Raw genomic sequence first — 19939 nt, 5'->3', positions numbered from 1 at the left:
CCTTTCATCAGCGTTTATCAATAGGGGTGAGTTCCAGTTCGCCGCGGGCGAGCGCCTGGAGGGTGTGCATGAGTCGAGAAAGGTCTTCGGCAGCAAACGTCGGAAAACCCATCATTTCGGCGAGGAAGACTCCGTCCAAGGCAAATAGAACGATTCCGGCGATATCGGTGCCGCGTGGAGATTTGCTCGCGTTCTCGTACTGCCTGCGGTACCAGCCGCGCACAGGCTCAAGCAGCGTGGGGTCTTCAGCCACGGCCGCCAGCAATGCAGCGCTCATCTTTTGCATCCCGCCGTCAGGCATAGCCGAGACCTGGCTGGATAGCCAAGGGTCTGGATCGCCGACGAATGGCAGCTCTCGCTCTTCCTGCCCGCCATCAAACGCCGAGACCTGGTCATCAATCATCGTGAGGAGCAGATCGCGCTTGGTCTTGAAGTGGTACAGGAACGCACCTTTGCTCATTCCTGCCCGTGCAACGACCGCGTCAAGCGTTAGGTGCCCGGCACCTCCCTCCATGACTACGTCACGCGCAGCTTGAAGGATGCGCTCCCGTGTTTGTTGCGCTTTCTTAGAGATGGAGGGGGCTTCAGCGCCGTTGTCCGCCGAATGCGACTCCTCTGGGCTTGATTTCATACGAGTTGCCATGGTGAAACTCCAAAGATGCTTGATTTTTGAATCGTCTGGACGGTATAGTACACGCCATGAACTATGCCCGTCAAGACGGCCTCCTCAATTCACAACCTAGTGGCTCAACATGTCCGATCCCTACGCCCGCCGCGGCCTTACTGCTGTTGCATTCCTATCGATCACGCTTCTCGCCGCGTGCAGCCACTCGCCTCACAGGGTGGAGACATCACGCGTTGAGGTTCCGGCCAAATTCATGAACGAAGCGGGTCTGGCTGTGCAAGCAGGTGCCAGCACAAGCACTCCCGGCCGAGTGGTGGACGGCGTACGGTGATCCGCTGATTGACGCGCTGGTGCGCAACGCGCTGGAGCACAACACCGATCTCGCTATTGCAAGAGCGCGGATTGATGAAGCTGTGGCGATCACCCGACGTACACGCGCTTCAATGTTCCCTAGCTTGGCGCTCACGCCCCAAGCAACGCGCGCGCGCGACTTTTCTTTGGCACCGACCATCAGCAGCGATGCCAGGCTTCCGCTGTCGGCTTCATGGGAAGTTGATCTAGCGGGCCGCCTCTCGCATGCCGCTGATGGCGCACGGATGGACGCAGTTGCTGTCGAACAGAACTGGTTCGCGACACGTTGGCAGATCGCCTTTGAGACAGTGTCCGCTGCACTGCAGCAGCGGCAGGCGGCAGAGCTGGAAGATCTGGCAAAAGAGCGACTTCAAGTCGCCGAGCGCCTTGAGCGTCTGACAGAGCAGAAGTTCAAGGCAGGTCAAGCTACGGGCTTTGACATTGAACGCACGCGTTCCGAGGTCATCGCCCTCCGGGTGGAGCAAGAGCAGTTGCGACGCGTACGCGGCGAAGCAACGCATGCCTTGGATGTGCTCGTTGGCCGGATTCCGGGGGCGCTTGGCAGCGGTCCTGCGCTTGCCTCTCTCACCATGCCCGATTGGACTCCCAGAAGCGTGCCAGGCGAATTGCTGCAGCAGCGCCCCGACGTCAGAGCCGCGCAGGCGCGTCTTGCAGCGGCGACGGCGCGATGGAACGCAGCAGAAGGCGAGCGGCTCCCCAAACTTGTGCTCGATTTGAGTGGTGGGCGCCAACGCTTCGAGAACAACGGAACACGTGTGGCAGGGAACATTTTCTCTCTGGGCTTGGGTGTGACGCTTCCGATCTTTGACGGTGGAGCAATACAAGCGGGAATCGACGAGGGCTCAGCACGCAGTCGCGGCGCACAGGCTGACCTGGAACGCACGGTTTTGCTTGCGCTTCAGGATGTGGAGAACGCTTATCTGGGCTGGCAGACCCAGCGGACTTCTCTGCAGCATCAGGTCGATGGTCTTGTCGTCGCTGATCGACTCCTTGACCGCAGTCGACGCCTCTTTGAGGCGGGACAGGTGGATGCGACCGTTGTTGCAGAAGCGGAGCGTGGCACCTTGTCCCAGCGAGCGGCTCTGGTCCGTGCTCGCGCCGACGCAGCCGTGCAATGGGGTGTTCTCGCTAAAGCGCTTTCTGGTTCGCCAGAGCATGTGAATCTGCAATCTTCACCCTGAGTCCTTGAGTTGGAAGAACGCAGCATGGCAGCGAGTTTTAAATACTGAATAGATCGACGATTAGTAGGGGACGCATGGAAATTCGACATCTACGTTGTTTTATGGCGCTCGCCGAGGAACTTCACTTCGCTCGCGCCGCTGCGAAACTGCATATTGAGCAGTCCCCACTGTCTCGCACGATCAAAGAACTCGAAGAGGAGTTAGGAGCACAGCTCTTTATTCGGAACACGAGAAGCACGCGTTTGACACGAGCTGGGTTGATGCTCATGGAGCACGCACCTCGGGTGTTCGCATCCTTGCAACAGGCGCGGGACTGCGTGAAGGCAGCAAAAAATGGCTTTCATGGACAACTCCGCGTCGCCTTGTCAGACGGCGCAACACTACTGTGCTTACCAGCCCTATTGGCGTTGTGTCGCGAGGAGGAGCCCGAGGTTGAGATTCGCTTTTTTGAGGTGCCACTATCCCAACAAATCAAAGGATTGCACGACGACCTGTATGACGTCGGCTTTGCACAGTCCGACGACGTAGGTGATGGAATCGTCGCACTTCCCGCGTGGACTGACACGCTTATGGTGGCGCTGCCAGCTCGGCATCCGTTGCTGGCTCTTAAGCGAATTCCATTGGATGAACTGCTGCGCTACCCGCTAGTGCTATCTGATCCTCAAGTGTGCGAGGGCCACGCCAAGCACATTGAGCGAGTACTTAGCCGGGCTGAAATGCAGCCTCTAGTTGCCGAGCGGGTTACCACTTTCGACCTGATGATGGCGTTGGTATCTGCCGGTTTTGCACTCGGACTTACAGGGGCTGCACACATTGCAGCCTCCCGAGAGCCAGGAGTCGTGGCGAGGCCGCTTTCGACACGCGTACCACCTTTGACGACCTATCTACTCAGACTTGAAGGCGATCCGTTTGACGAGCTTGCGCGCTTCATTCAGCGAGTACAGGCCATCGAATTGCCAGAGTTTCTCAGGTCAACAAAAAGCCGAAATCCCGATCTTCCGGAGGAATTGATGCCATGAGACTCGCCATCACGCTCGTCGCTGCAATGCTAGTCGCATGCGGTCAATCTGATAAACCGCACAAAGCCACTAGTGCAGAAAAGAAAACCCCGACAGTAGAAGAGCTGGTGGCAGACCCGGAACAGCTCAAGAAGTTGCGCCAGCAATGCAAGACGGATCGGCCTACTTTGGGCGAACTGCTTTGCAACCGGGTAGCGGAGGCAACACGTAAGCGGTTCTACGGTGACGGAAAAACGCCATACACACCGCCCAAAGAATCCCCCAAATTCTGAAATTCAGCAATTCAGCAATTCAGCAATTCAGCAATTCAGCAATTCAGCAATTCAGCAATTCGCTAGTCTGCCTGAATCTTCTGTTCGGCACGCTGATATTCGCCGGCGCTTACGGAGTCACTCCCTGGCTAGACACAGCGCGAATTCATTCTTTCTTATCGACCTTTCTGCCCCAAACGGTCTTTGACCGGCACTAAGCCAGCACCGATCCTGACGCCTGCGGCACATTTCTAAGCCGCGTTTCCCAAGGGAATCAGCGTAGGAGAGATTGGAGGCGGGGCTATGCAAGGTACGAATGTGCTGTTCGGTCAGATAGCCGTGGTATTCGGCATCGTGATCGCGGGTGTGTGGGGCGCCACACAATGGACGGCAGCAGCCCTTGGCTATCAGGTACGCCTTGGCTCCCCCTGGTTTGATTTCCTCGGCACACCGATCTACCTCCCGTGGAAGCTGTTTGAGTGGTGGTTCTTCTTCGATGCCTACGCGCCACGCGTTTTCGACACGGGCGGTGCCATAGCGGGTGGCAGTGGCTTGCTGGCGGTGGTGGTCGCAGTCTGCATGTCGATCTGGCGCTCTCGTCAATCACGCCTAGTCACGACCTATGGCTCGGCACGCTGGGCAAGTACGGAGGACATTCGCAAAGCCGGCCTTACGCAGCCGATCGGCGTGTTCCTCGGTCAGCACGATGGCAAGTACCTTCGGCATGAAGGCCCGGAACACATCCTCACTTTCGCGCCCACGCGCTCAGGCAAAGGCGTCGGCCTTGTGGTGCCGACGCTGCTTTCTTGGCCTGCATCCGCCGTAGTCCACGACATCAAGGGCGAGAATTGGCAGATCACCGCAGGTTGGCGCTCACGCTACTCACACTGCCTGCTGTTCAATCCGACCGATGCGAAGTCGGCGGCCTACAACCCGCTGCTAGAAGTTCGGCGCGGCGCACATGAAGTGCGTGACGTACAGAACATAGCCGACATTCTGGTCGATCCAGAAGGCGCGCTTGAGAAGCGCAACCATTGGGAGAAGACTTCGCACGCGCTGCTGGTCGGGGCCATCCTGCATGTGCTCTACGCGGGCGAGGACAAGACGCTGCGCGGCGTCGCCAATTTCCTCTCCGATCCGGCCAGCCCCTTCGAGCTGACCTTGCACCGGATGATGACCACACAGCACCTCGTGAACGTGGAAGGTGGTGGCCCGCATCCAGTCGTCGCTTCGGCGGCGCGCGAAGTGCTCAACAAGTCGGACAACGAGCGTTCCGGCGTGTTGAGCACCGCCATGTCGTTCCTGGGCCTCTACCGCGACCCCACGGTGGCCGAAGTCACCTCGCGCTGCGACTGGCGTATCGCCGACCTGATCGCGTCCGAGCATCCGGTGTCGCTTTATCTGGTAGTGCCACCTTCGGATATTTCGCGGACGAAACCGCTCATTCGCCTGATCCTCAACCAGATCGGCCGACGGCTCACCGAATCGCTCGACGGCAGCGACGGCATCGAACGCCGCCACAAGCTGCTGCTGATGCTCGATGAGTTCCCGGCGCTGGGCCGCCTGGACTTCTTCGAGACGGCGCTTGCCTTCATGGCGGGCTACGGAATCCGCAGTTTTCTTATCGCCCAATCGCTCAACCAGATCGACAAAGCCTACGGCCAGAACCATTCGATTCTGGATAACTGCCATGTCCGCGTGACGTTCGCCACCAACGATGAACGCACTGCGAAACGGATCTCCGAAACGCTTGGCACCGCTACCGAACTGCGCGCGCAGCGCAACTATGCCGGGCACAGATTGGCACCGTGGCTGGGGCACCTCATGGTGTCGCGGCAGGAGACGGCCCGCCCGCTACTGACGCCCGGTGAAGTGATGCAGCTTCCGACTGAGGAAGCTGTGGTGATGGTGTCCAGCGTGGCACCGATCAAGGCCAAGAAGCTGCGCTACTACGCCGACGCGAATTTCAAGAACCGCGTTTTACCGCCGCCTGTGCTCGCGGCCGGGCAATACGCGGACGCGCCACCGGCCCGGCCCGACGACTGGAGCGGCCTATCGATCCCAGCCGTGTCAACGGTCCGGGCTGCGGGCCTGTCCGGCGATGGCACAGGCACCGCCGATGACGGCGGCCCACGCCGACAGCCGGAGCTATCCGAAGTCAGCGAATACAGCCCCGAACCGCTGCTCGCCGGCCATGACCTGACTCTGCTCGATGACGACGACGACCTGCCGCTGCCGCTTCCCGGCCAGCTCGACCCGGCCATGCAGCGCACGGCCCGGCTGGCTTCCCTCGACCCCAACGACGGAATCGACTTATGAGCCAATACCGCCTCAATCTGTTCATTCAGCCCGAGCACGCCAAGCGTCTCGAAGAACTGGCCGCCAAGAAAGGCGTGTCCAAGTCGTCCATTGTCGCGGCGGCGCTCGCGTCGTGGCTATCGCCCGATGCTGGCGACCAGCGCGAGGCGGCCATCGCCAAGCGGCTCGATCGCCTGTCGCGGCAGGCCGAGCGCATGGAGCGCGACCAGAACATCCAGATCGAAACACTGGCGCTGTTCATCCGCTACTTCCTGACCGTCAGCACCCCGATTCCCGAAGCCCATCAGGACGCAGCTCGCGCCCAAGGCAAAGCGCGTTTCGAGCAATTCGTGGAGCGGCTCGGCCGCCACCTGCTGCGTGGCCGCAGCCTGGTGCGCGACGTTGTGGAAGAACTGCACCCAGACCCGGCGCGAATGGATGACGCGGAGGCACTGGCTGAAGCGCAGGAGCGTGCCTCATGAGCGCCATTCCGCAAACCCCGCCCGAACTCTCATCCGCCGCAACCTCTCTGGATCGCCGTATCCAGATGCTGCGCACGGCAATGGGGCCAGTCATCGCCGCTGCGCTGGCCGACCCCGACGTGGTGGAAATCATGCTCAACCCCGACCGCACCCTATGGGTGGATCGGTTGTCATCGGGCCGCATGCCGCTGGGCGTGGAGCTGTCCCAAGACGATGGCGAACGCATCATCCGGCTGGTGGCTGCGCACGTCGGCGCAGAGGTGCATCGCGGGCGGCCGCTGCTGACCGCCGAGCTGCCCGAAACCGGCGAGCGGTTCGAGGGCATCTTGCCGCCCGCAGCGCCCGGCCCAGCCTTCGCGCTGCGCAAGCGCGCCGTGAGCATCATCGGGCTGGATCGCTATGTGGCCGACGGCATCTTGACCACAGGCCAGGCCGAGTTCCTGCGCCGCGCCGTGCGTGAGCGCCAGAACATCCTGATCGCCGGGGCGACGAGCAGCGGCAAAACCACACTCGCCAATGCCTTGCTTGCGGAGATCGCCGCCACGGGCGACCGCGTGCTTGTGCTCGAAGACACCATCGAGCTGCAATGCGCAGCCCGCGACCATGTGCCGCTGCGCACCCGCGCTGGCGTCGTGTCTATGACCGAGCTGGTGCGGGCCACGATGCGCCTGCGCCCCGACCGCGTGATCGTCGGCGAGGTACGCGGCGGCGAAGCCCTGGACTTGGTTAAGGTGTGGGGCACCGGCCACCCCGGCGGCATCGCCACCATCCACGCCGGTTCCGCGCTGGGCGCGCTGCTGCGCCTCGAACAGTTGATTCTTGAAGTGGCGGTGAACCCACCGCGTGCGCTGATCGCCGAGGCGGTCAACGTCGTGATCCACATCGCCGGGCGTGGCCGCAAGCGCCGCGTCGAAAGCATCGCCCGTGTCGTCGGTTTCGACGGCACCGGCTATCGCCTGGCGGACGCGCTGGAAACACCGTTTCCCGAGCTGATGCCGGTTCCTCTCGCAGCCGATGCCGCTGCGCCTTCCTCGTCCCTTGACCTACCTGGAGAACTGCCATGACGCAGATGCACGTTCACGCTTTCCGTAATTCCGTAAATCCGGTTTCAACCATCGCACGCCTGCGGCGGCTGGCCGGCCCCGCGCACCACGGCCTGCTGCTGGCCGCAGTCATGCTGATGACGGCGGGCACGGCGAAGGCATCCGGCTCCTCGATGCCGTGGGAAGGCCCGCTGCAATCCATTCTGGAGTCGATTCAGGGGCCGGTGGCACGCATCGTCGCGGTCATCATCATCATCGCCACGGGCCTCGCGCTCGCCTTCGGCGACACGTCGGGCGGCTTTCGCAAGCTGATCCAGATCGTGTTCGGTTTGAGCATCGCGTTCGCCGCGTCCTCGTTCTTCCTGTCGTTCTTCAGCTTCTCCGGCGGGGCTGTCGTATGAGTGGCCCGGATAGCTTCGCGGCCGGCTTCGAGGTGCCGCTACATCGCTCGCTGACCGAGCCGCTCTTGATGGGCGGCGCACCGCGCACGGTGGCGATTGCCAACGGCACGCTAGCCGCTGCCGTCGGGCTGGGCCTGCAACTCTGGATTCCTGGCGTAGTGCTCTGGATCGTCGGTCACTCGCTGGCCGTGTGGGGCGCGAGGGTCGATCCGCAGTTCATGCAGGTCTTCGCCCGGCACATCAAGCACAAGCCGCTGCTGGACGTGTAGGAGACGCCGCCATGCTTAACCTTGCCGAATACCGCCAGCGGCCCGCCTTGCTGGCCGACTGGCTTCCCTGGGCTGGGCTGATCGCGCCGGGCGTGGTGCTGAACAAGGATGGCTCGTTTCAGCGCACGGCGCGCTTTCGCGGGCCTGATCTGGACAGCGCCACGCAGGGCGAATTGATCGCCACGACGGCACGGCTAAACAACGCGTTGCGCCGGCTGGGTTCGGGCTGGGCGCTGTTCGTGGAAGCCGAGCGCCAGTCGGCCGCGGACTATCCGCATTCCGACTTTCCCGAACCGCTGTCCTGGCTGGTGGACGAAGAACGCCGCGCTGCCTTTGAGGAATCGGGGAACCACTACGAAAGCAGCTATCACCTGACGCTAGCCTATCTGCCGCCGGAGGAATCCCGCGCTCGTGCAGCCAAGCTGCTCTACGAGCACGCGCCGGGCGATGGTGTGGACTGGCGCGGTCGGCTTGACGCCTTCCTGGCAGAAACGGATCGGGTTTTCGACCTGCTCGATGGCGTGATGCCAGAAATCGTCTGGTTGGACGATGCCGCGACGCTGACTTATCTTCACGCCACGGTGTCCACGCGGCGCTACCGGCTGGCCGTGCCCGAGGTGCCTTTCCACCTCGACGCACTGCTGGCCGATTCCGCCCTAGTCGGCGGCCTTGCGCCCATGCTGGGTGACCAGCATCTGCGCGTGGTGTCGGTGCGGGGCTTTCCGACCTCGACCTGGCCGGGCCTGCTGGACGACCTCAATCGCCTGGGCTTTGCCTATCGCTGGAGTACCCGGTTTCTCTGCCTCGATAAAGCCGAGGCGGAAAAGGAGCTGGGCCGCCTGCGTCGCCAGTGGTTTGCGAAACGGAAGAATGTCATTGCGCTACTGCGCGAAACCATCTTCCAGCAGGAATCGCCGCTGGTGGACACGGATGCCAGCAACAAGGCGGCCGACGCGGATGCCGCCTTGCAAGAGCTTGGCAGCGATCAAGTCGCCTTCGGCTACCTCACCGCCACGGTGACGGTGTTCGATGACGACCCTGCCGTAGCCGACGAAAAGCTGCGCATGGTGGAACGTGTCATCCAAGGACGTGGCTTCGTCACCATCCCCGAAACCTTAAATGCAGTCGATGCGTGGCTGTCGTCCATACCAGGCAATGCCTATGCCAACGTGCGCCAGCCCATCGTCTCGACGCTGAATCTGGCGCACATGATGCCGGTGTCCGCCGTGTGGGCTGGGCCGGAGAAAAACGCCCATCTCGACGGCCCGCCGCTGATCGTCACGCGCACGGATGGCGCGACGCCGTTCCGGCTGGTGACGCACATCGGCGACGTGGGGCATACGCTGGTCGCGGGGCCGACGGGCATGGGAAAATCTGTCCTGCTGGCGATGCTCGCCTTGCAGTTCCGCCGCTATGGCGGCTCGCGCATCTTCGCCTTCGACATGGGGCGATCCATGCGGGCGACGGTGCTGGGCCTGGGCGGCGAACACTACGACCTCGGCGCGGACGGCGCCATTGCCTTTCAGCCCTTGGCCCGTATCGACAGCGAAGGCTATCGCACCTGGGCCGCCGAGTGGATCGAAGGCCGCCTGCTGCATGAAGGCGTGACCGTCGGCCCCGACGAGAAAGCCGCCATTTGGTCGGCGCTCGGCAGCCTCGCTGGTGCGCCGGTGGAGCAGCGCACGATGACCGGGCTTTCGGTGCTGCTGCAATCGAACGCGCTGCGGCAGGCATTGTCGCCGTATGTGCTGGGCGGCGCGCACGGCAAGCTACTGGATGCCGACCGCGACCGGCTCGGCAGCGGCGACGTGCAGGGCTTTGAGATGGAAGAGCTAATGCACAGCCCCGCCGCCGTGCAAGCGGTGCTGCGCTACTTGTTCGCCCGCTTCGATGCACGTTTCGACGGTGCTCCCACGCTGCTGATTCTCGATGAAGCCTGGCTATTCCTTGATGAACCGTCCTTCGCGGCACGCATCCGGCAATGGTTGAAAACTCTGCGCAAGAAAAACGTGTCGGTGATCTTCGCCACGCAGTCGCTTGCCGACATCAAGGATTCGACCATCGCGCCCGCGATCATCGAAAGCTGCGCGAGCCGGATTTTCTTGCCCAACCCGCAGGCGACCGAGCCGCAGATTCGCACGGTCTACGAGGGCTTTGGCCTCAACAGTCGGCAAATCGAAATCGTCGCCACCGCGCAGCCCAAGCGCGACTACTACTACCAATCGCGCCTGGGCAATCGTCTGTTCGACCTCGACCTGGGGCCAGCCGCGCTCGCCTTCTCGGGCGCATCCACACCGCAAGACCAACGCGACATTGACCGAGTGCTGACGCAGGCCGGCGCTCCCGGCTTCGCCGGTGCGTGGCTACGCCATCGCGGCCTCGATTGGGCCGCCGACCTGCTGCCGTCCTCGCCGTCGGCGGCTTCTTTCCTCGCTACTCAACCCCTGGAGATTTCGCCATGAAGACCCGTGTACTTTCCGTTTCGCTCGCCGCCGCGCTGGCCGGCTCGCTGATGCTCGCTCAGCCAGCGGCGGCGCTCACTTTCGTTGATCCCGTCAACTTGGTGCAGAACACGCTGACTGCCATCCGCACGCTGGAGCAGATCAACAACCAGATCAACCAGCTCCAGAACGAAGCGCAGATGTTGATGAACCAGGCGCGCAACCTGGCGAATCTCGACTTCAACATCGTCAACCGGCTGCGCTCGACGCTCGCCACGACTGAACGCCTGATTGCCGAGGCGCAAGGGCTGGCCTACGACGTGCAGAGCATGGATGCCACGTTCTCGCGCCTGTACCCGGAGCAGTACGCCGCCACCATCAGCGGCGACCGCATGGCACAGGACGCACGCGAACGCTGGAAGAACACGCTCGACGGCCTGCACACCGCGATGCGGATGCAGGCGCAGGTGTCGCAGAACCTGACGCAAGACGAAAGCGCGCTGGCCGACCTCGTGAGCCAAAGCCAATCGGCCACGGGTGCGCTGCAAGCGATGCAGGCAACGAACCAGCTTCTCGCCTTGCAGGCCAAGCAGTCCATCCAGGCCCAGCAGCTCCAGATCACACAAGACAGGGCGGCCTCGCTGGAGCTGGCGCGGCAGGCAGCGGCCACCGAGCGCGCCCGCGAAGTGCGGCGGCGCTTCCTGGGCACCGGCACGCCGTACACACCGCAGTCCGTCAACTTCTACAACAACTGACGGGAGGCGGCCATGCGATGCGTTCCTGTCCTGCTGGCCGTGCTGCTGACCGCATGCGGCCAGCAGCCGGCTGAAGACCTGACCGCCACCTTGGCCGCCGATCCCGTGCGGCTCAAGGCGCTGCGCGCCCAATGCGCAGCCGACCGGCAAACCGCAGGCGAAGACACCTGTCGCGCCGCTGCCGAAGCCTTCCGGCGGCGCTTCTTCACCGGCCAGACTGGGCCGGACGAATACCGGACGCTGGCAGAACTGCCGCCGATTCCGGCGAGTTTCGACACGCCAACCGACGACGCGCCGGAAGGTGATGCGTCGCTCGCCGCTGCGGAGGACACGCCATGAACGACGTAACGATCATCGACAGATTCCTCGATACCTTCTCGCGCTACATCGACTCCGGTTTCGGTCTGCTGCAAGGCGAAGTCGCGTTCCTGACGGCCACTCTCATTGTCATCGACATGACCATTGCCGGTCTGTATTGGGCCATGAGCCATGCGACCGGCCAGGGCGAGGACGTGATCGCCAAGCTGCTGCGCAAGGTGCTTTACGTCGGTGCCTTCGCCTACATCATCGGTAACTTCAATTGGCTGTCGAGCATCGTGTTCCGCTCGTTCGCCGGGCTAGGCATCACCGCCACTGGCTCGGCCATAACGATGGAGAACTTCTTGCAGCCGGGTCGGCTTGCCAAGACCGGCATCGACGCCGCTGCGCCGATCCTCGACCAGATCGGTGACATGGCCGGCTTCCCCGAAGTGTTCGTGAACCTCGACCCCATCGTGGTGCTGTTCATCGCTTGGCTGGTGGTGATCCTCTGTTTCTTCGTGCTCGCGGTTCAGCTTTTCATCACGTTGATCGAGTTCAAGCTGACCACGCTTGCCGGCTTCGTCTTGATCCCGTTTGCGCTCTGGAACAAAACCTCGTTCCTCGCGGAAAAGGTGCTCGGCAATGTGGTTTCGTCAGGCATCAAGGTCTTGGTGCTGGCGGTAATCGTCGGCATCGGCTCGGGCCTGTTCGCGGAGTTCCAGGTTCATCCCGACGAGCCTTCCATCGACCATGCGCTTGTCGTGATGCTGGCTTCGCTTGCCTTGCTGGCGCTGGGCATCTTCGGCCCCGGCATCGCCACGGGCCTTGTGTCCGGTGCGCCGCAGCTCGGCGCGGGTGCGATGGCGGGCGCTGCCGTCGGCGCGGTAGGCACGGGTGTTGCCATCGGTGCCGCCGCGACCGGCGTGGGCGGTGCCGTCATGGCGGGCGCACGCATGGCCCCGGCCGCCGCAAAGCTGGCCGGGAGCGGCGCACGCGCCGCCACGTCGGCGGCCAGCAGCGCCAAGTCCGCATTCCAGGCCGGTTCCGCCGCTGCGGGCGGCGGGGCTAAAGGCGCGGCTGCGGGCCTCGGCAATGTCGCCAAGACCGGCGCGCAAGCGGCAGGCCGCCGAGCTGCATCGGGCGCTTCCGCTGCCGGTCAGAAGGTGGCCGACTCCTTCCGGGCAGGATGGAACGGTGCGGATGTCGGCGCTGCCGGTTCCGGCCAGGCCGCCGCAGGCGAAGGCGCAGCCAGCGCGCCGAAGCAAGAGCAACCCGCCTGGGCAAAGCGGATGCACCGCCGCCAGCAGATCACCCATGCCGCAACCACCGCAGCCCACACGCTGCGCAGTGGCGACGGCGGCGGCTCAGGGCAAGGCCCAAGCCTGCGCCCCGATGCGTGACCCGATACCTGACCACCAAGGAGAACCCTATGCGATTCAAACGCCCGCAGGTGCGCTATGCCGACACGCCGCAGCCTGCCACCCCGTACCAATCCGCCGCGCAGGTGTGGGACGAGCGCATCGGCTCGGCCCGCGTCCAGGCCAAGAACTGGCGTTTTATGGCCTTCGGCTGCCTCACGCTTGCGCTGCTGATGGCCGGTGGCCTGGTGTGGCGCTCGGCGCAGTCCATCGTCACCCCTTACGTCATCGAGGTCGATCAGTCGGGGCAGGTGCGCGCCGTCGGCGAAGCCGCCACGCCGTACCGGCCCGCCGATGCGCAGATCGCGCACCACCTGGCGCGCTTCGTGACGCTGGTGCGCTCGCTGTCTATCGATCCCATCGTGGTGCGGCAAAACTGGCTGGACGCCTACGACTACACCACCGACAAAGGCGCGGCGGTGCTCAACGACTACGCCAGCAAGAACGATCCTTTCGCCCGTGTTGGCCGCGAGTCGGTGACGGTGCAGATCACCAGCGTGGTACGCGCCAGCGATGCCTCGTTCAACGTCCGTTGGACGGAGCAACGGTTCATCAACGGTGCCCCCGCCGGGACCGAGCGATGGAACGCGGTGCTTTCCACCGTCCTGCAAACCCCGCGCACCGAACAGCGCCTGCGCAAGAACCCGCTGGGTATCTACGTCAACGGCCTGTCGTGGAGCCGCGAACTGGATTCTTCTGAAGGAGCCAAGCCATGAACCTGTCTTTCCGCTTATACGCTTTCGCGCTGACCGTGGTGGCCCTGTCGGGCTGCGCTTCGCAGGGCAAGCCGCCTCCGTCCATTTCGCTCGATGAGCCGGTGCAGGCACAGCCGCTGCCGGAGCCGCCTGCTCCAGTGGAAGTCGTCGCCATGCCCGAGCCGCTGGCGCTGCCAGCGCAGTTGAAGCCGCTGCACGAGTTGGACGCGGCCCCGGCTAAGCCGGAGCCGGCCGATGAGAAGGTGCGCGTTTCCCGTGCCAATGCCGAGGCGCGCATCGCGCCCACGCGCGAGGGCTACGTCAATGCGATTCAGGTGTGGCCCTTCACCGATGGTGCGCTCTACCAAGTCTATGCCGCGCCGGGACGCGTGACCGTGGTTTCCTTGCAGCCGGGCGAGGAACTAGTGACGGTCGCAGCCGGCGATACCGTGCGCTGGATCGTCGGTGACACGTCCAGCGGCAGCGGCGACGCGATGCGCATCAATGTGCTGGTCAAGCCCATCCGCTCAGGCCTCAAGACGAATTTGGTCATCACCACCAGTCGCAGAACATACCTGCTGGAACTGACCTCGACGGAAAAGGCATGGATGGCGTCGGTGTCCTGGGACTACCCAAAAGACCGGATGTTGGCCTTGCAGCGCCAGTCGCAGGCGGCTAGCGCCGCCGCACCGGTCGATACCGGACTGTCGCTGGAGAAGATCCGCTTCCGATATTCCGTCTCAGGCAGCAATCCGCCGTGGAAGCCGCTGCGCGCCTTCGACGATGGCGAGAAGGTCTATATCCAGTTCCCGCCGGGAATCGCCCAAGGCGAGCTGCCACCGCTGTTCGTCATCGGCGCGCAGGGCGACGGACAACTGGTGAATTACCGTTTTCGCTCGCCTTACTACATCGTGGATCGGCTGTTCGGCGCGGCCGAACTGCGCCTGGGCGGCGACAAGGGTGACGTGGTGCGTATCGAACGCACGGATGGCTTGGCGCGGAGGAACTGACCATGAGCCAGGACGACACTCCCGACCTCGCCACGCCGCATGCGGGCAAGGTGGCACCCGAGGCAGTTGCGCTGCGCGCCCAACCGCGCCCGGTCACGCGCCTGAACCGGCGCACGCTGGCCATCCTCGTCGGCGGTCTCTCGGTCGCTGTGCTCGGCGCGCTGATGTGGTCGCTGCAACCGCAGCGGCGCGGTGCAGGCGAGCAGACCGAGCTTTACAACGTCGATCGCGTCTCGAAGTCCGAAGGGTTGGACGCGCTGCCGGCGGACTACTCGAAGCTGCCGCCCCCCTTGGCGGCATCCGTGCCGGAGTTGGGGCCGCCGCTGCCAGGCGATCTTGGCCCGGCCATTGTGAAGTCGCAGCAGCCGGTGACGGCCGCCTACGCGGCCCCCGGCAACGACCCCAACGACGCGTTGCGCAAGGAAGCCGAAGCAGCAGCGGCATCGGCGGTGTTCTTCCGCTCTGGTTCGCAGAAGGCCGCGCCGGTGGCGCAGACACAGGTAGCCGCTGCGCCGGGCTTCACCGCCAATGCGGCCTTCGACCCGCTGGCGGCCGGGCCTGCGTCGACGGCGGCCCAGCCCGCCGACCCGACCGCCGTGCAGAACCGGCAAGACCAGAAAGAGGCATTCCAGAAAGCCGGAACCACGGAAGCCCGTGATTCCGGCAACCTGACGCTGCCGGCGTCGCCGTATCAGGTCATGGCCGGAACGGTGGTCGCCGGGGCGCTGGTGACGGGCATCAAGTCGGACTTGCCGGGCGATGTGATCGCCACAGTGACGGAGCCGGTCTATGACACGGCTACCGGCAAGTTCCTGCTGATCCCGCAGGGGTCACGCATCCTGGGCAAATACAACAGCCAGGTCAGCTACGGGCAGAGCCGCGTGCAAGTGGTGTGGAACCGGATCATCCTGCCCGACACGTCTTCGCTCAAGCTCGACAACTTGGCCGGCACCGATCCGGCCGGCTACGCCGGCTTGGAAGATGATGTGGATTGGCATTGGGATCGCGTCTTTGCCGGTGCGGCACTGACGACGCTACTGGGCATCGGTGCCGAACTGGCTGCGCCGGAGAACCGGCAGGACGGTGATCGCGTCATCATCGCCGGCCGCGATAGCGCCCAGGACAGCATCAATCAGGTCGGTCAGGAGATGACCCGGCGCAACCTCAACATCCAGCCCACCTTGACGGAGCGCCCCGGCTTGCCGGTTCGCATCATCGTCAACCGCGATCTGGTGCTGCGGCCGTACCAGCCACTTTTCTTCAACAGGGGGACTTCGCGATGACGACGCGCAAGCTACGGCTCGGGCCGCTGCCGAAAACGGAATCCACGAAGCTGACTTTTGCTTGCCCGGCCAGCCTGAAAGCCGACCTCGACCGCTACGCTACGCTGCACGCGCAGACCTACGGCGAGGCGGTCGATGCCACGGTGCTAATTCCGCACATGCTAGAAGCCTTCATGGTCGGAGATCGGGGATTCAGGAAGGGAGGCGCGGGCAAGGCCGCGCCGCCGAAGCCAAGCTGATGATGCCGGTTTCCGCTGGCGGCCATCCCTCAAACGCGCAGCCCAAGGCTGCGCGTTCTTCATTCTGGAGGACGGCGACCGATTGGGCTATGAAGACCAAACGCGGCTACCGCCTGCAGGCAACCGCCCCCGATGCAGCACGCTCGGGCTTTCTACCGCGAAGCTCCTATGTGGCTCCCAGCCCACAACGCCACAGCCCCGCAAGGCGGCCCGAAGTAGAGCCAAACCCGCACCCCATATAGACTTCCGGCCATCAGGCTGATTTCAACAATCGCTTGACTGCGGACATTTTTTATTGCTGCGCTGCGCTCCAGGCGTCCAGTTCTTCCTTCGTTTCGAACGACACAACTACTACAGCATCATGATCAGGGCGTTGCGGCTGTCGCACCATCTGAAAAGGCGGCTCAAAGGTCATATAGTAAATAGGCTGTTCCCGGCGTGCCACCCACTCAGCTTGTTTCCGTTCTGCCAGTTCACAGGCCTCATCATACGTGTCAGCCTGAGCCAGCCATGTCGGCCTATCCCACGCCCCGCCGTTCAGACAGTACACGTGAAATTTCTCGTTATGGGTGACGCAGTAAGGATGATCCCACCAGGCATCGAGCTGGGCCTTGCTGCGCTTCTCGTTAGGCGTAATGTCGAAATTCTTCGGAAGTGTAGGGTTGTTCGGGATCTGGTTAGGCATCATGCGCCTCCTGTTCATACACGCCACGGGGAAGCGCCCGCATGTCATCAGTAATGACAAAAAGCGATTCTGAAATCGTGTTGCCTGTTGGGCGCCCGTCCCCGCAAATTACCACGGCATCATTGCCTGGGTAGCGAGCCGACTCAATGACGGCGAATTCTATGCCATCTGCACGGCGAAACCAGTACAGGCTTTCACCTTCCGGTGATGTTTCAATAGTCTTGCGGAAAAACGTTCCTTCCAGTGTTTCGGGGATGTAAGGCATAAACACTCCTTGTGTACGAAAAAGACCACAAGTTGTTACCCCTGCGGCCTGATCGGGCGAATGCTGCCATTAAGACGGTTAATCGCCCTTGTAAGGTGAGGCAACAAAATGGATTCTAACGCTGTAGCTAACATTCCAGTAGGAATAATTATCCCCGCGAACGCGGATCTAAAACTGATCATCTTTGACTTTCCCAGCATCCGTCCGCTGGGCCAGCAGCAGCAAACACGGGTTCAGCAAGGCGATACACTGTACCGGGTACTGTAAACCCCTGTCCTGCCTATGTCGGTCAGCAGGACTGGAGGCGTGAAGTTCACGTGCTGTGGCCATATACAGACTGGTCTTCCCATGACTCACTGTCATGTTCAAGGGGGCCGGTGATCCATTGTGCGGTGCGTGAAGCTCGGGAGCGAAAAGCCCATGTTTCGTCAGGGCCGATAGTGACGTTTTCCTCCGTCAATGAGGCGTTTTCTGGCATTACAGGTAACTTGCGGGTATCACGATCACCGCTTCCCAGCCAGTGTTCTACTTGCGCCTGGGTCTGAAACAAAAAAGCATGCATATGGCAGGCTGTACCGTCATTGATACCGTACATCCGAAGTCCATCATCAAACTCAGCTATAAAAATATTGTGTGACATACATTAACCTCATGGAATTCGCTTTTTCAGGGGCGAATCCTGGTGCCTTAATTAAAGGGTAAAAAGGTAAACGCTCACCAATGGTACAATATAAAAAACCAATAACGTCATCCACGAACCTTTTTTGAGGCCGTAGATGATTTTAAACGTAGTATCTCTAAACTCGTACAAAATGGAGCATCAAAATAATGAAAATAAACATGGGTAGTCTGAAAAGCGCTGCACCGCTCTTTGTTCTTATTGGCTTGATGATCGCGTTTTCGGCCTATGTGAAATCATGGGCATTGTTATACACGTTGCTGGCGTCATCAGTCATGCTCACAGTCATGATATCGTTGCCATTTCTTGTCTCGCCTTTACAGCATTCAAAATTCATAGTCCTGCGAATTTTACGTTTACTGGTTATTACGCTCTGGGCGGTTGGCCTTGTCGGCGTACTCTTTTCAGTTGTGGAACGCCTTGTATGGGTTAATGCTGACAGCTATCCGTCATGGCTGGCGAAGGAACTGGATTCCCCGACCATCACGGATGGTGAAACTTTTATTAAAGCTACAGAGTCTTTTGAGAAGACCTGCGGTAAAAATAAAGGTTCTCTCAGCGTTGTCGCAAGGCATAACGGCATGTTTATGCGCTGCGATGATAGCGTCTCTTTCGACACCTGGTGGAAGGGGGTTTACCAACTTAAAACACCTGAGACTCGATGATGCATTTCTTTAGTGCAGCAACAGAATGGCCGTATTGTGGTTAAGACATTTTCGACGATATCAGCTACTCCACTGTGGCGGGAAAAGATTCCCCTCTCAGCCACCGGGTACGCAATCTTAGTGGCTCCACTATACCGGGTACAGTTTCCACTTCAGCCTCATCGTGCTATCAGGGCCGTTCACCCTTCACGAACCACTTTATCGGGTATATCTTCCTTCCCGTGACATCACGCCATCCGGGGCGGAGGCAGTAACGGGCTCCACTATACCGGGTAAAACTTGCCAACCAGTGCCGCCACATTTCCGGTGCCTGGTTCGCAAGGGGCCTTATCCACTATACCGGGTATGGATCACATTTTCGTGGCTCCACTGTACCGGGTATAGTTCACATTTTGGTTGAAAAACACACAGAATCGTCAGGGTAAGGCTGAAGAGAAAGGGCTGCATCGGAGTTTTAGGGCTGACATTACCCGGTGTAGTGGAGATCCACTGTACCGGGTAAAAACAGAGCGGAAAGGAGAAGAATATCCACTATTCCGGGTAATGCAGCCACCCACGCGGCAGGCAGCTGCATTATCCGGCATCTATCATGGCTTCATGTTTCTTTTCAGAATATTCAGTACATAATCGCCGTTTTCTTTGTCTATGGAGTATTCCAGAAAACCGATCTCTTTAAGCTGGCCCAGCGCCTTTTTAACTGTGGCATTCTGGTTGCCAAGATGTGAGGACAGTTGCAGGCGTTCACGCAGCCGGTCAAATCCGATACGGTAAAAGGTGCTCGGTAACTCAGCCAGATACAGATACAGGGCCTGTGCGGACTCCTTACGGGCCAGTTTCTGCAACGTCTTCAGGTAGAGTCGGGTTTTACCGTCGACGCGATACAGCGTATTGAGCTTCGAATTTGGCTTGATGACGATTTTCCCGGTGGAACTGTCGTAGTACGTGGATTCCACGAGGTGCATGTTTATCGTTATCTGATCGTCTGTACCGGGTATTTTCTTAATGAACGAGATACTGGTTCGGGCAATACGCGTCAATGAAGCATCAAAACGCTCTTTCAATTGCCTATCAATGCGCTTAGTGTCAAAACCGCAGAACTTAGCAAACTCCGGGAAATTCAGCTCCAGCTGACCTTCCGAGTCGAGCGGACGGTTAGACAATGCATAAACGATCCCACACCATGATTTGAAGTCAGAGTCCATGTCGAGGCGCGGGCCATAAATTTGGATCTGGCTGTAGCCTTCACCCTCGACAATGGATAGTCTCGAAAGGGGTTCGGTGGCATCGATGCGGTGACTCTTCCGGCCACCCTTATCCGTGGATTTCAGTGTTGGCACAAACACACCCAGACGGAGTAAAACTTTCGGCTGAATGGTCTGTCTTAGCGTGGGAAGCAGTTGGATAACTTCCCCGGAATCTTTTAGGGACTCTTCAATGACAAGAGATAACTTGTTGTTATTACTAGACATATAGAAAGATCCGTTTTGTGCATAAGATCTACATCCTACCCGGTATAGTGTATCGAATCCACCCGGTATAGTGGATTATGCACCCTGTATAGTG

The 19939-nt window shown here is 61.1% G+C and carries 23 protein-coding genes; 18 read left to right on the top strand and 5 right to left on the bottom strand.

Translation table 11 applies throughout. From position 1 onward, the window contains the following. Positions 1–7 precede the first annotated feature (7 nt). Positions 8–643 carry a TetR/AcrR family transcriptional regulator gene (locus tag ACQG11_RS24975; RefSeq protein ID WP_022652140.1) on the bottom strand — a complete coding sequence of 212 codons (636 nt, stop codon included), beginning with the start codon at positions 641–643 and terminating at the stop codon, positions 8–10. 266 nt (positions 644–909) lie between these two features. Between ACQG11_RS24975 and ACQG11_RS24970 the strand changes: the two genes are divergently transcribed. From ACQG11_RS24970 to ACQG11_RS24895, 16 genes are all read left to right on the top strand, one after another. After that, positions 910–2178: an efflux transporter outer membrane subunit gene (locus ACQG11_RS24970; RefSeq protein ID WP_228745491.1), complete on the top strand. Its 1269-nt coding sequence runs from the start codon at positions 910–912 to the stop codon at positions 2176–2178. A 74-nt stretch (positions 2179–2252) separates the two neighbouring features. Further along, the gene (locus ACQG11_RS24965) at positions 2253–3197 is read left to right on the top strand and encodes a LysR family transcriptional regulator (RefSeq protein ID WP_004883081.1); all 945 of its coding nucleotides are present in this window, start codon (positions 2253–2255) and stop codon (positions 3195–3197) included. Then, complete coding sequence (locus ACQG11_RS24960; protein ID WP_004883082.1) at positions 3194–3469, top strand: EexN family lipoprotein; 276 nt, start codon at positions 3194–3196, stop codon at positions 3467–3469. Before ACQG11_RS24965 ends, ACQG11_RS24960 begins: the two co-directional genes overlap by 4 nt. 282 nt (positions 3470–3751) lie before the next feature. Beyond that, a complete protein-coding gene (locus ACQG11_RS24955) occupies positions 3752–5767 on the top strand; it encodes a conjugal transfer protein TraG (protein ID WP_004883083.1) in 2016 nt (671 codons plus the stop codon). Beyond that, on the top strand, positions 5764–6228 hold the full coding sequence (locus ACQG11_RS24950; protein ID WP_004883086.1) for a ribbon-helix-helix protein, CopG family: 465 nt from the start codon (positions 5764–5766) through the stop codon (positions 6226–6228). The genes ACQG11_RS24955 and ACQG11_RS24950 overlap by 4 nt, the downstream gene beginning before the upstream one ends. Then, positions 6225–7292, top strand: coding sequence for a P-type conjugative transfer ATPase TrbB (gene trbB / locus ACQG11_RS24945; RefSeq protein WP_004883088.1), 1068 nt, complete (start codon positions 6225–6227; stop codon positions 7290–7292). The genes ACQG11_RS24950 and trbB overlap by 4 nt, the downstream gene beginning before the upstream one ends. Positions 7293–7297: 5 nt before the next feature. Continuing rightward, positions 7298–7672 carry a TrbC/VirB2 family protein gene (locus tag ACQG11_RS24940; RefSeq protein ID WP_425267603.1) on the top strand — a complete coding sequence of 125 codons (375 nt, stop codon included), beginning with the start codon at positions 7298–7300 and terminating at the stop codon, positions 7670–7672. Then, entirely contained in the window at positions 7669–7941 is a 273-nt protein-coding gene (locus tag ACQG11_RS24935) for a VirB3 family type IV secretion system protein (RefSeq protein ID WP_004883097.1), read from the top strand. The genes ACQG11_RS24940 and ACQG11_RS24935 overlap by 4 nt, the downstream gene beginning before the upstream one ends. Before the next feature lie 11 nt (positions 7942–7952). Further along, on the top strand, positions 7953–10403 hold the full coding sequence (gene trbE / locus ACQG11_RS24930; protein WP_004883099.1) for a conjugal transfer protein TrbE: 2451 nt from the start codon (positions 7953–7955) through the stop codon (positions 10401–10403). Continuing rightward, positions 10400–11137 (top strand): P-type conjugative transfer protein TrbJ, encoded by a 738-nt coding sequence (trbJ, locus tag ACQG11_RS24925; RefSeq protein WP_004883101.1) that lies wholly within the window; start codon positions 10400–10402, stop codon positions 11135–11137. The genes trbE and trbJ overlap by 4 nt, the downstream gene beginning before the upstream one ends. Positions 11138–11149: 12 nt before the next feature. Next, a complete protein-coding gene (locus tag ACQG11_RS24920; RefSeq protein WP_004883103.1) occupies positions 11150–11476 on the top strand; it encodes a hypothetical protein in 327 nt (108 codons plus the stop codon). Then, the gene (trbL, locus tag ACQG11_RS24915; RefSeq protein ID WP_004883106.1) at positions 11473–12837 is read left to right on the top strand and encodes a P-type conjugative transfer protein TrbL; all 1365 of its coding nucleotides are present in this window, start codon (positions 11473–11475) and stop codon (positions 12835–12837) included. Before ACQG11_RS24920 ends, trbL begins: the two co-directional genes overlap by 4 nt. A 29-nt stretch (positions 12838–12866) precedes the next feature. Then, on the top strand, positions 12867–13571 hold the full coding sequence (gene trbF / locus ACQG11_RS24910; protein ID WP_004883108.1) for a conjugal transfer protein TrbF: 705 nt from the start codon (positions 12867–12869) through the stop codon (positions 13569–13571). Beyond that, complete coding sequence (gene trbG, locus ACQG11_RS24905; protein ID WP_004883112.1) at positions 13568–14560, top strand: P-type conjugative transfer protein TrbG; 993 nt, start codon at positions 13568–13570, stop codon at positions 14558–14560. The genes trbF and trbG overlap by 4 nt, the downstream gene beginning before the upstream one ends. Positions 14561–14562: 2 nt before the next feature. Further along, entirely contained in the window at positions 14563–15843 is a 1281-nt protein-coding gene (locus ACQG11_RS24900; protein ID WP_004883119.1) for a TrbI/VirB10 family protein, read from the top strand. Further along, on the top strand, positions 15840–16082 hold the full coding sequence (locus ACQG11_RS24895; protein WP_004883121.1) for a DUF2274 domain-containing protein: 243 nt from the start codon (positions 15840–15842) through the stop codon (positions 16080–16082). The genes ACQG11_RS24900 and ACQG11_RS24895 overlap by 4 nt, the downstream gene beginning before the upstream one ends. A gap of 292 nt (positions 16083–16374) precedes the next feature. On the opposite strand, the gene ACQG11_RS24890 is transcribed toward ACQG11_RS24895, so the two are convergent. Both ACQG11_RS24890 and ACQG11_RS24885 read right to left on the bottom strand, forming a co-directional pair. After that, positions 16375–16770 carry a DNA-binding protein gene (locus ACQG11_RS24890; protein ID WP_223203170.1) on the bottom strand — a complete coding sequence of 132 codons (396 nt, stop codon included), beginning with the start codon at positions 16768–16770 and terminating at the stop codon, positions 16375–16377. Next, positions 16760–17032, bottom strand: a complete 273-nt coding sequence (locus ACQG11_RS24885) for a hypothetical protein (RefSeq protein ID WP_022652138.1) — start codon at positions 17030–17032, stop codon at positions 16760–16762. The genes ACQG11_RS24890 and ACQG11_RS24885 overlap by 11 nt, the downstream gene beginning before the upstream one ends. Before the next feature lie 108 nt (positions 17033–17140). On the opposite strand from ACQG11_RS24885, the gene ACQG11_RS24880 reads away from it, so the two are divergent. Then, entirely contained in the window at positions 17141–17299 is a 159-nt protein-coding gene (locus ACQG11_RS24880) for a hypothetical protein (RefSeq protein ID WP_022652137.1), read from the top strand. A gap of 46 nt (positions 17300–17345) precedes the next feature. Here ACQG11_RS24880 and ACQG11_RS24875 read toward each other — a convergent pair whose 3' ends face one another. After that, positions 17346–17672: a hypothetical protein gene (locus ACQG11_RS24875; RefSeq protein ID WP_015063087.1), complete on the bottom strand. Its 327-nt coding sequence runs from the start codon at positions 17670–17672 to the stop codon at positions 17346–17348. Positions 17673–17860: 188 nt separating this feature from the next. Here ACQG11_RS24875 and ACQG11_RS24870 point away from each other — a divergent pair, with 188 nt between their 5' ends. Next, complete coding sequence (locus tag ACQG11_RS24870; protein ID WP_015063086.1) at positions 17861–18376, top strand: hypothetical protein; 516 nt, start codon at positions 17861–17863, stop codon at positions 18374–18376. Positions 18377–18963: 587 nt separating this feature from the next. Here the strand turns inward: ACQG11_RS24870 and ACQG11_RS24865 are convergent. Continuing rightward, positions 18964–19845 (bottom strand): RepB family plasmid replication initiator protein, encoded by an 882-nt coding sequence (locus ACQG11_RS24865; protein WP_015063085.1) that lies wholly within the window; start codon positions 19843–19845, stop codon positions 18964–18966. Positions 19846–19939 lie beyond the last annotated feature (94 nt).

The sequence above is a fragment of the Enterobacter cloacae complex sp. 372C4 genome, assembly GCF_050030615.1.
Taxonomy (GTDB): domain Bacteria; phylum Pseudomonadota; class Gammaproteobacteria; order Enterobacterales; family Enterobacteriaceae; genus Enterobacter; species Enterobacter intestinihominis.
Note: the sequence above shows the minus strand (reverse complement) of the source record. Positions and strands in the feature narration are given on the sequence as shown.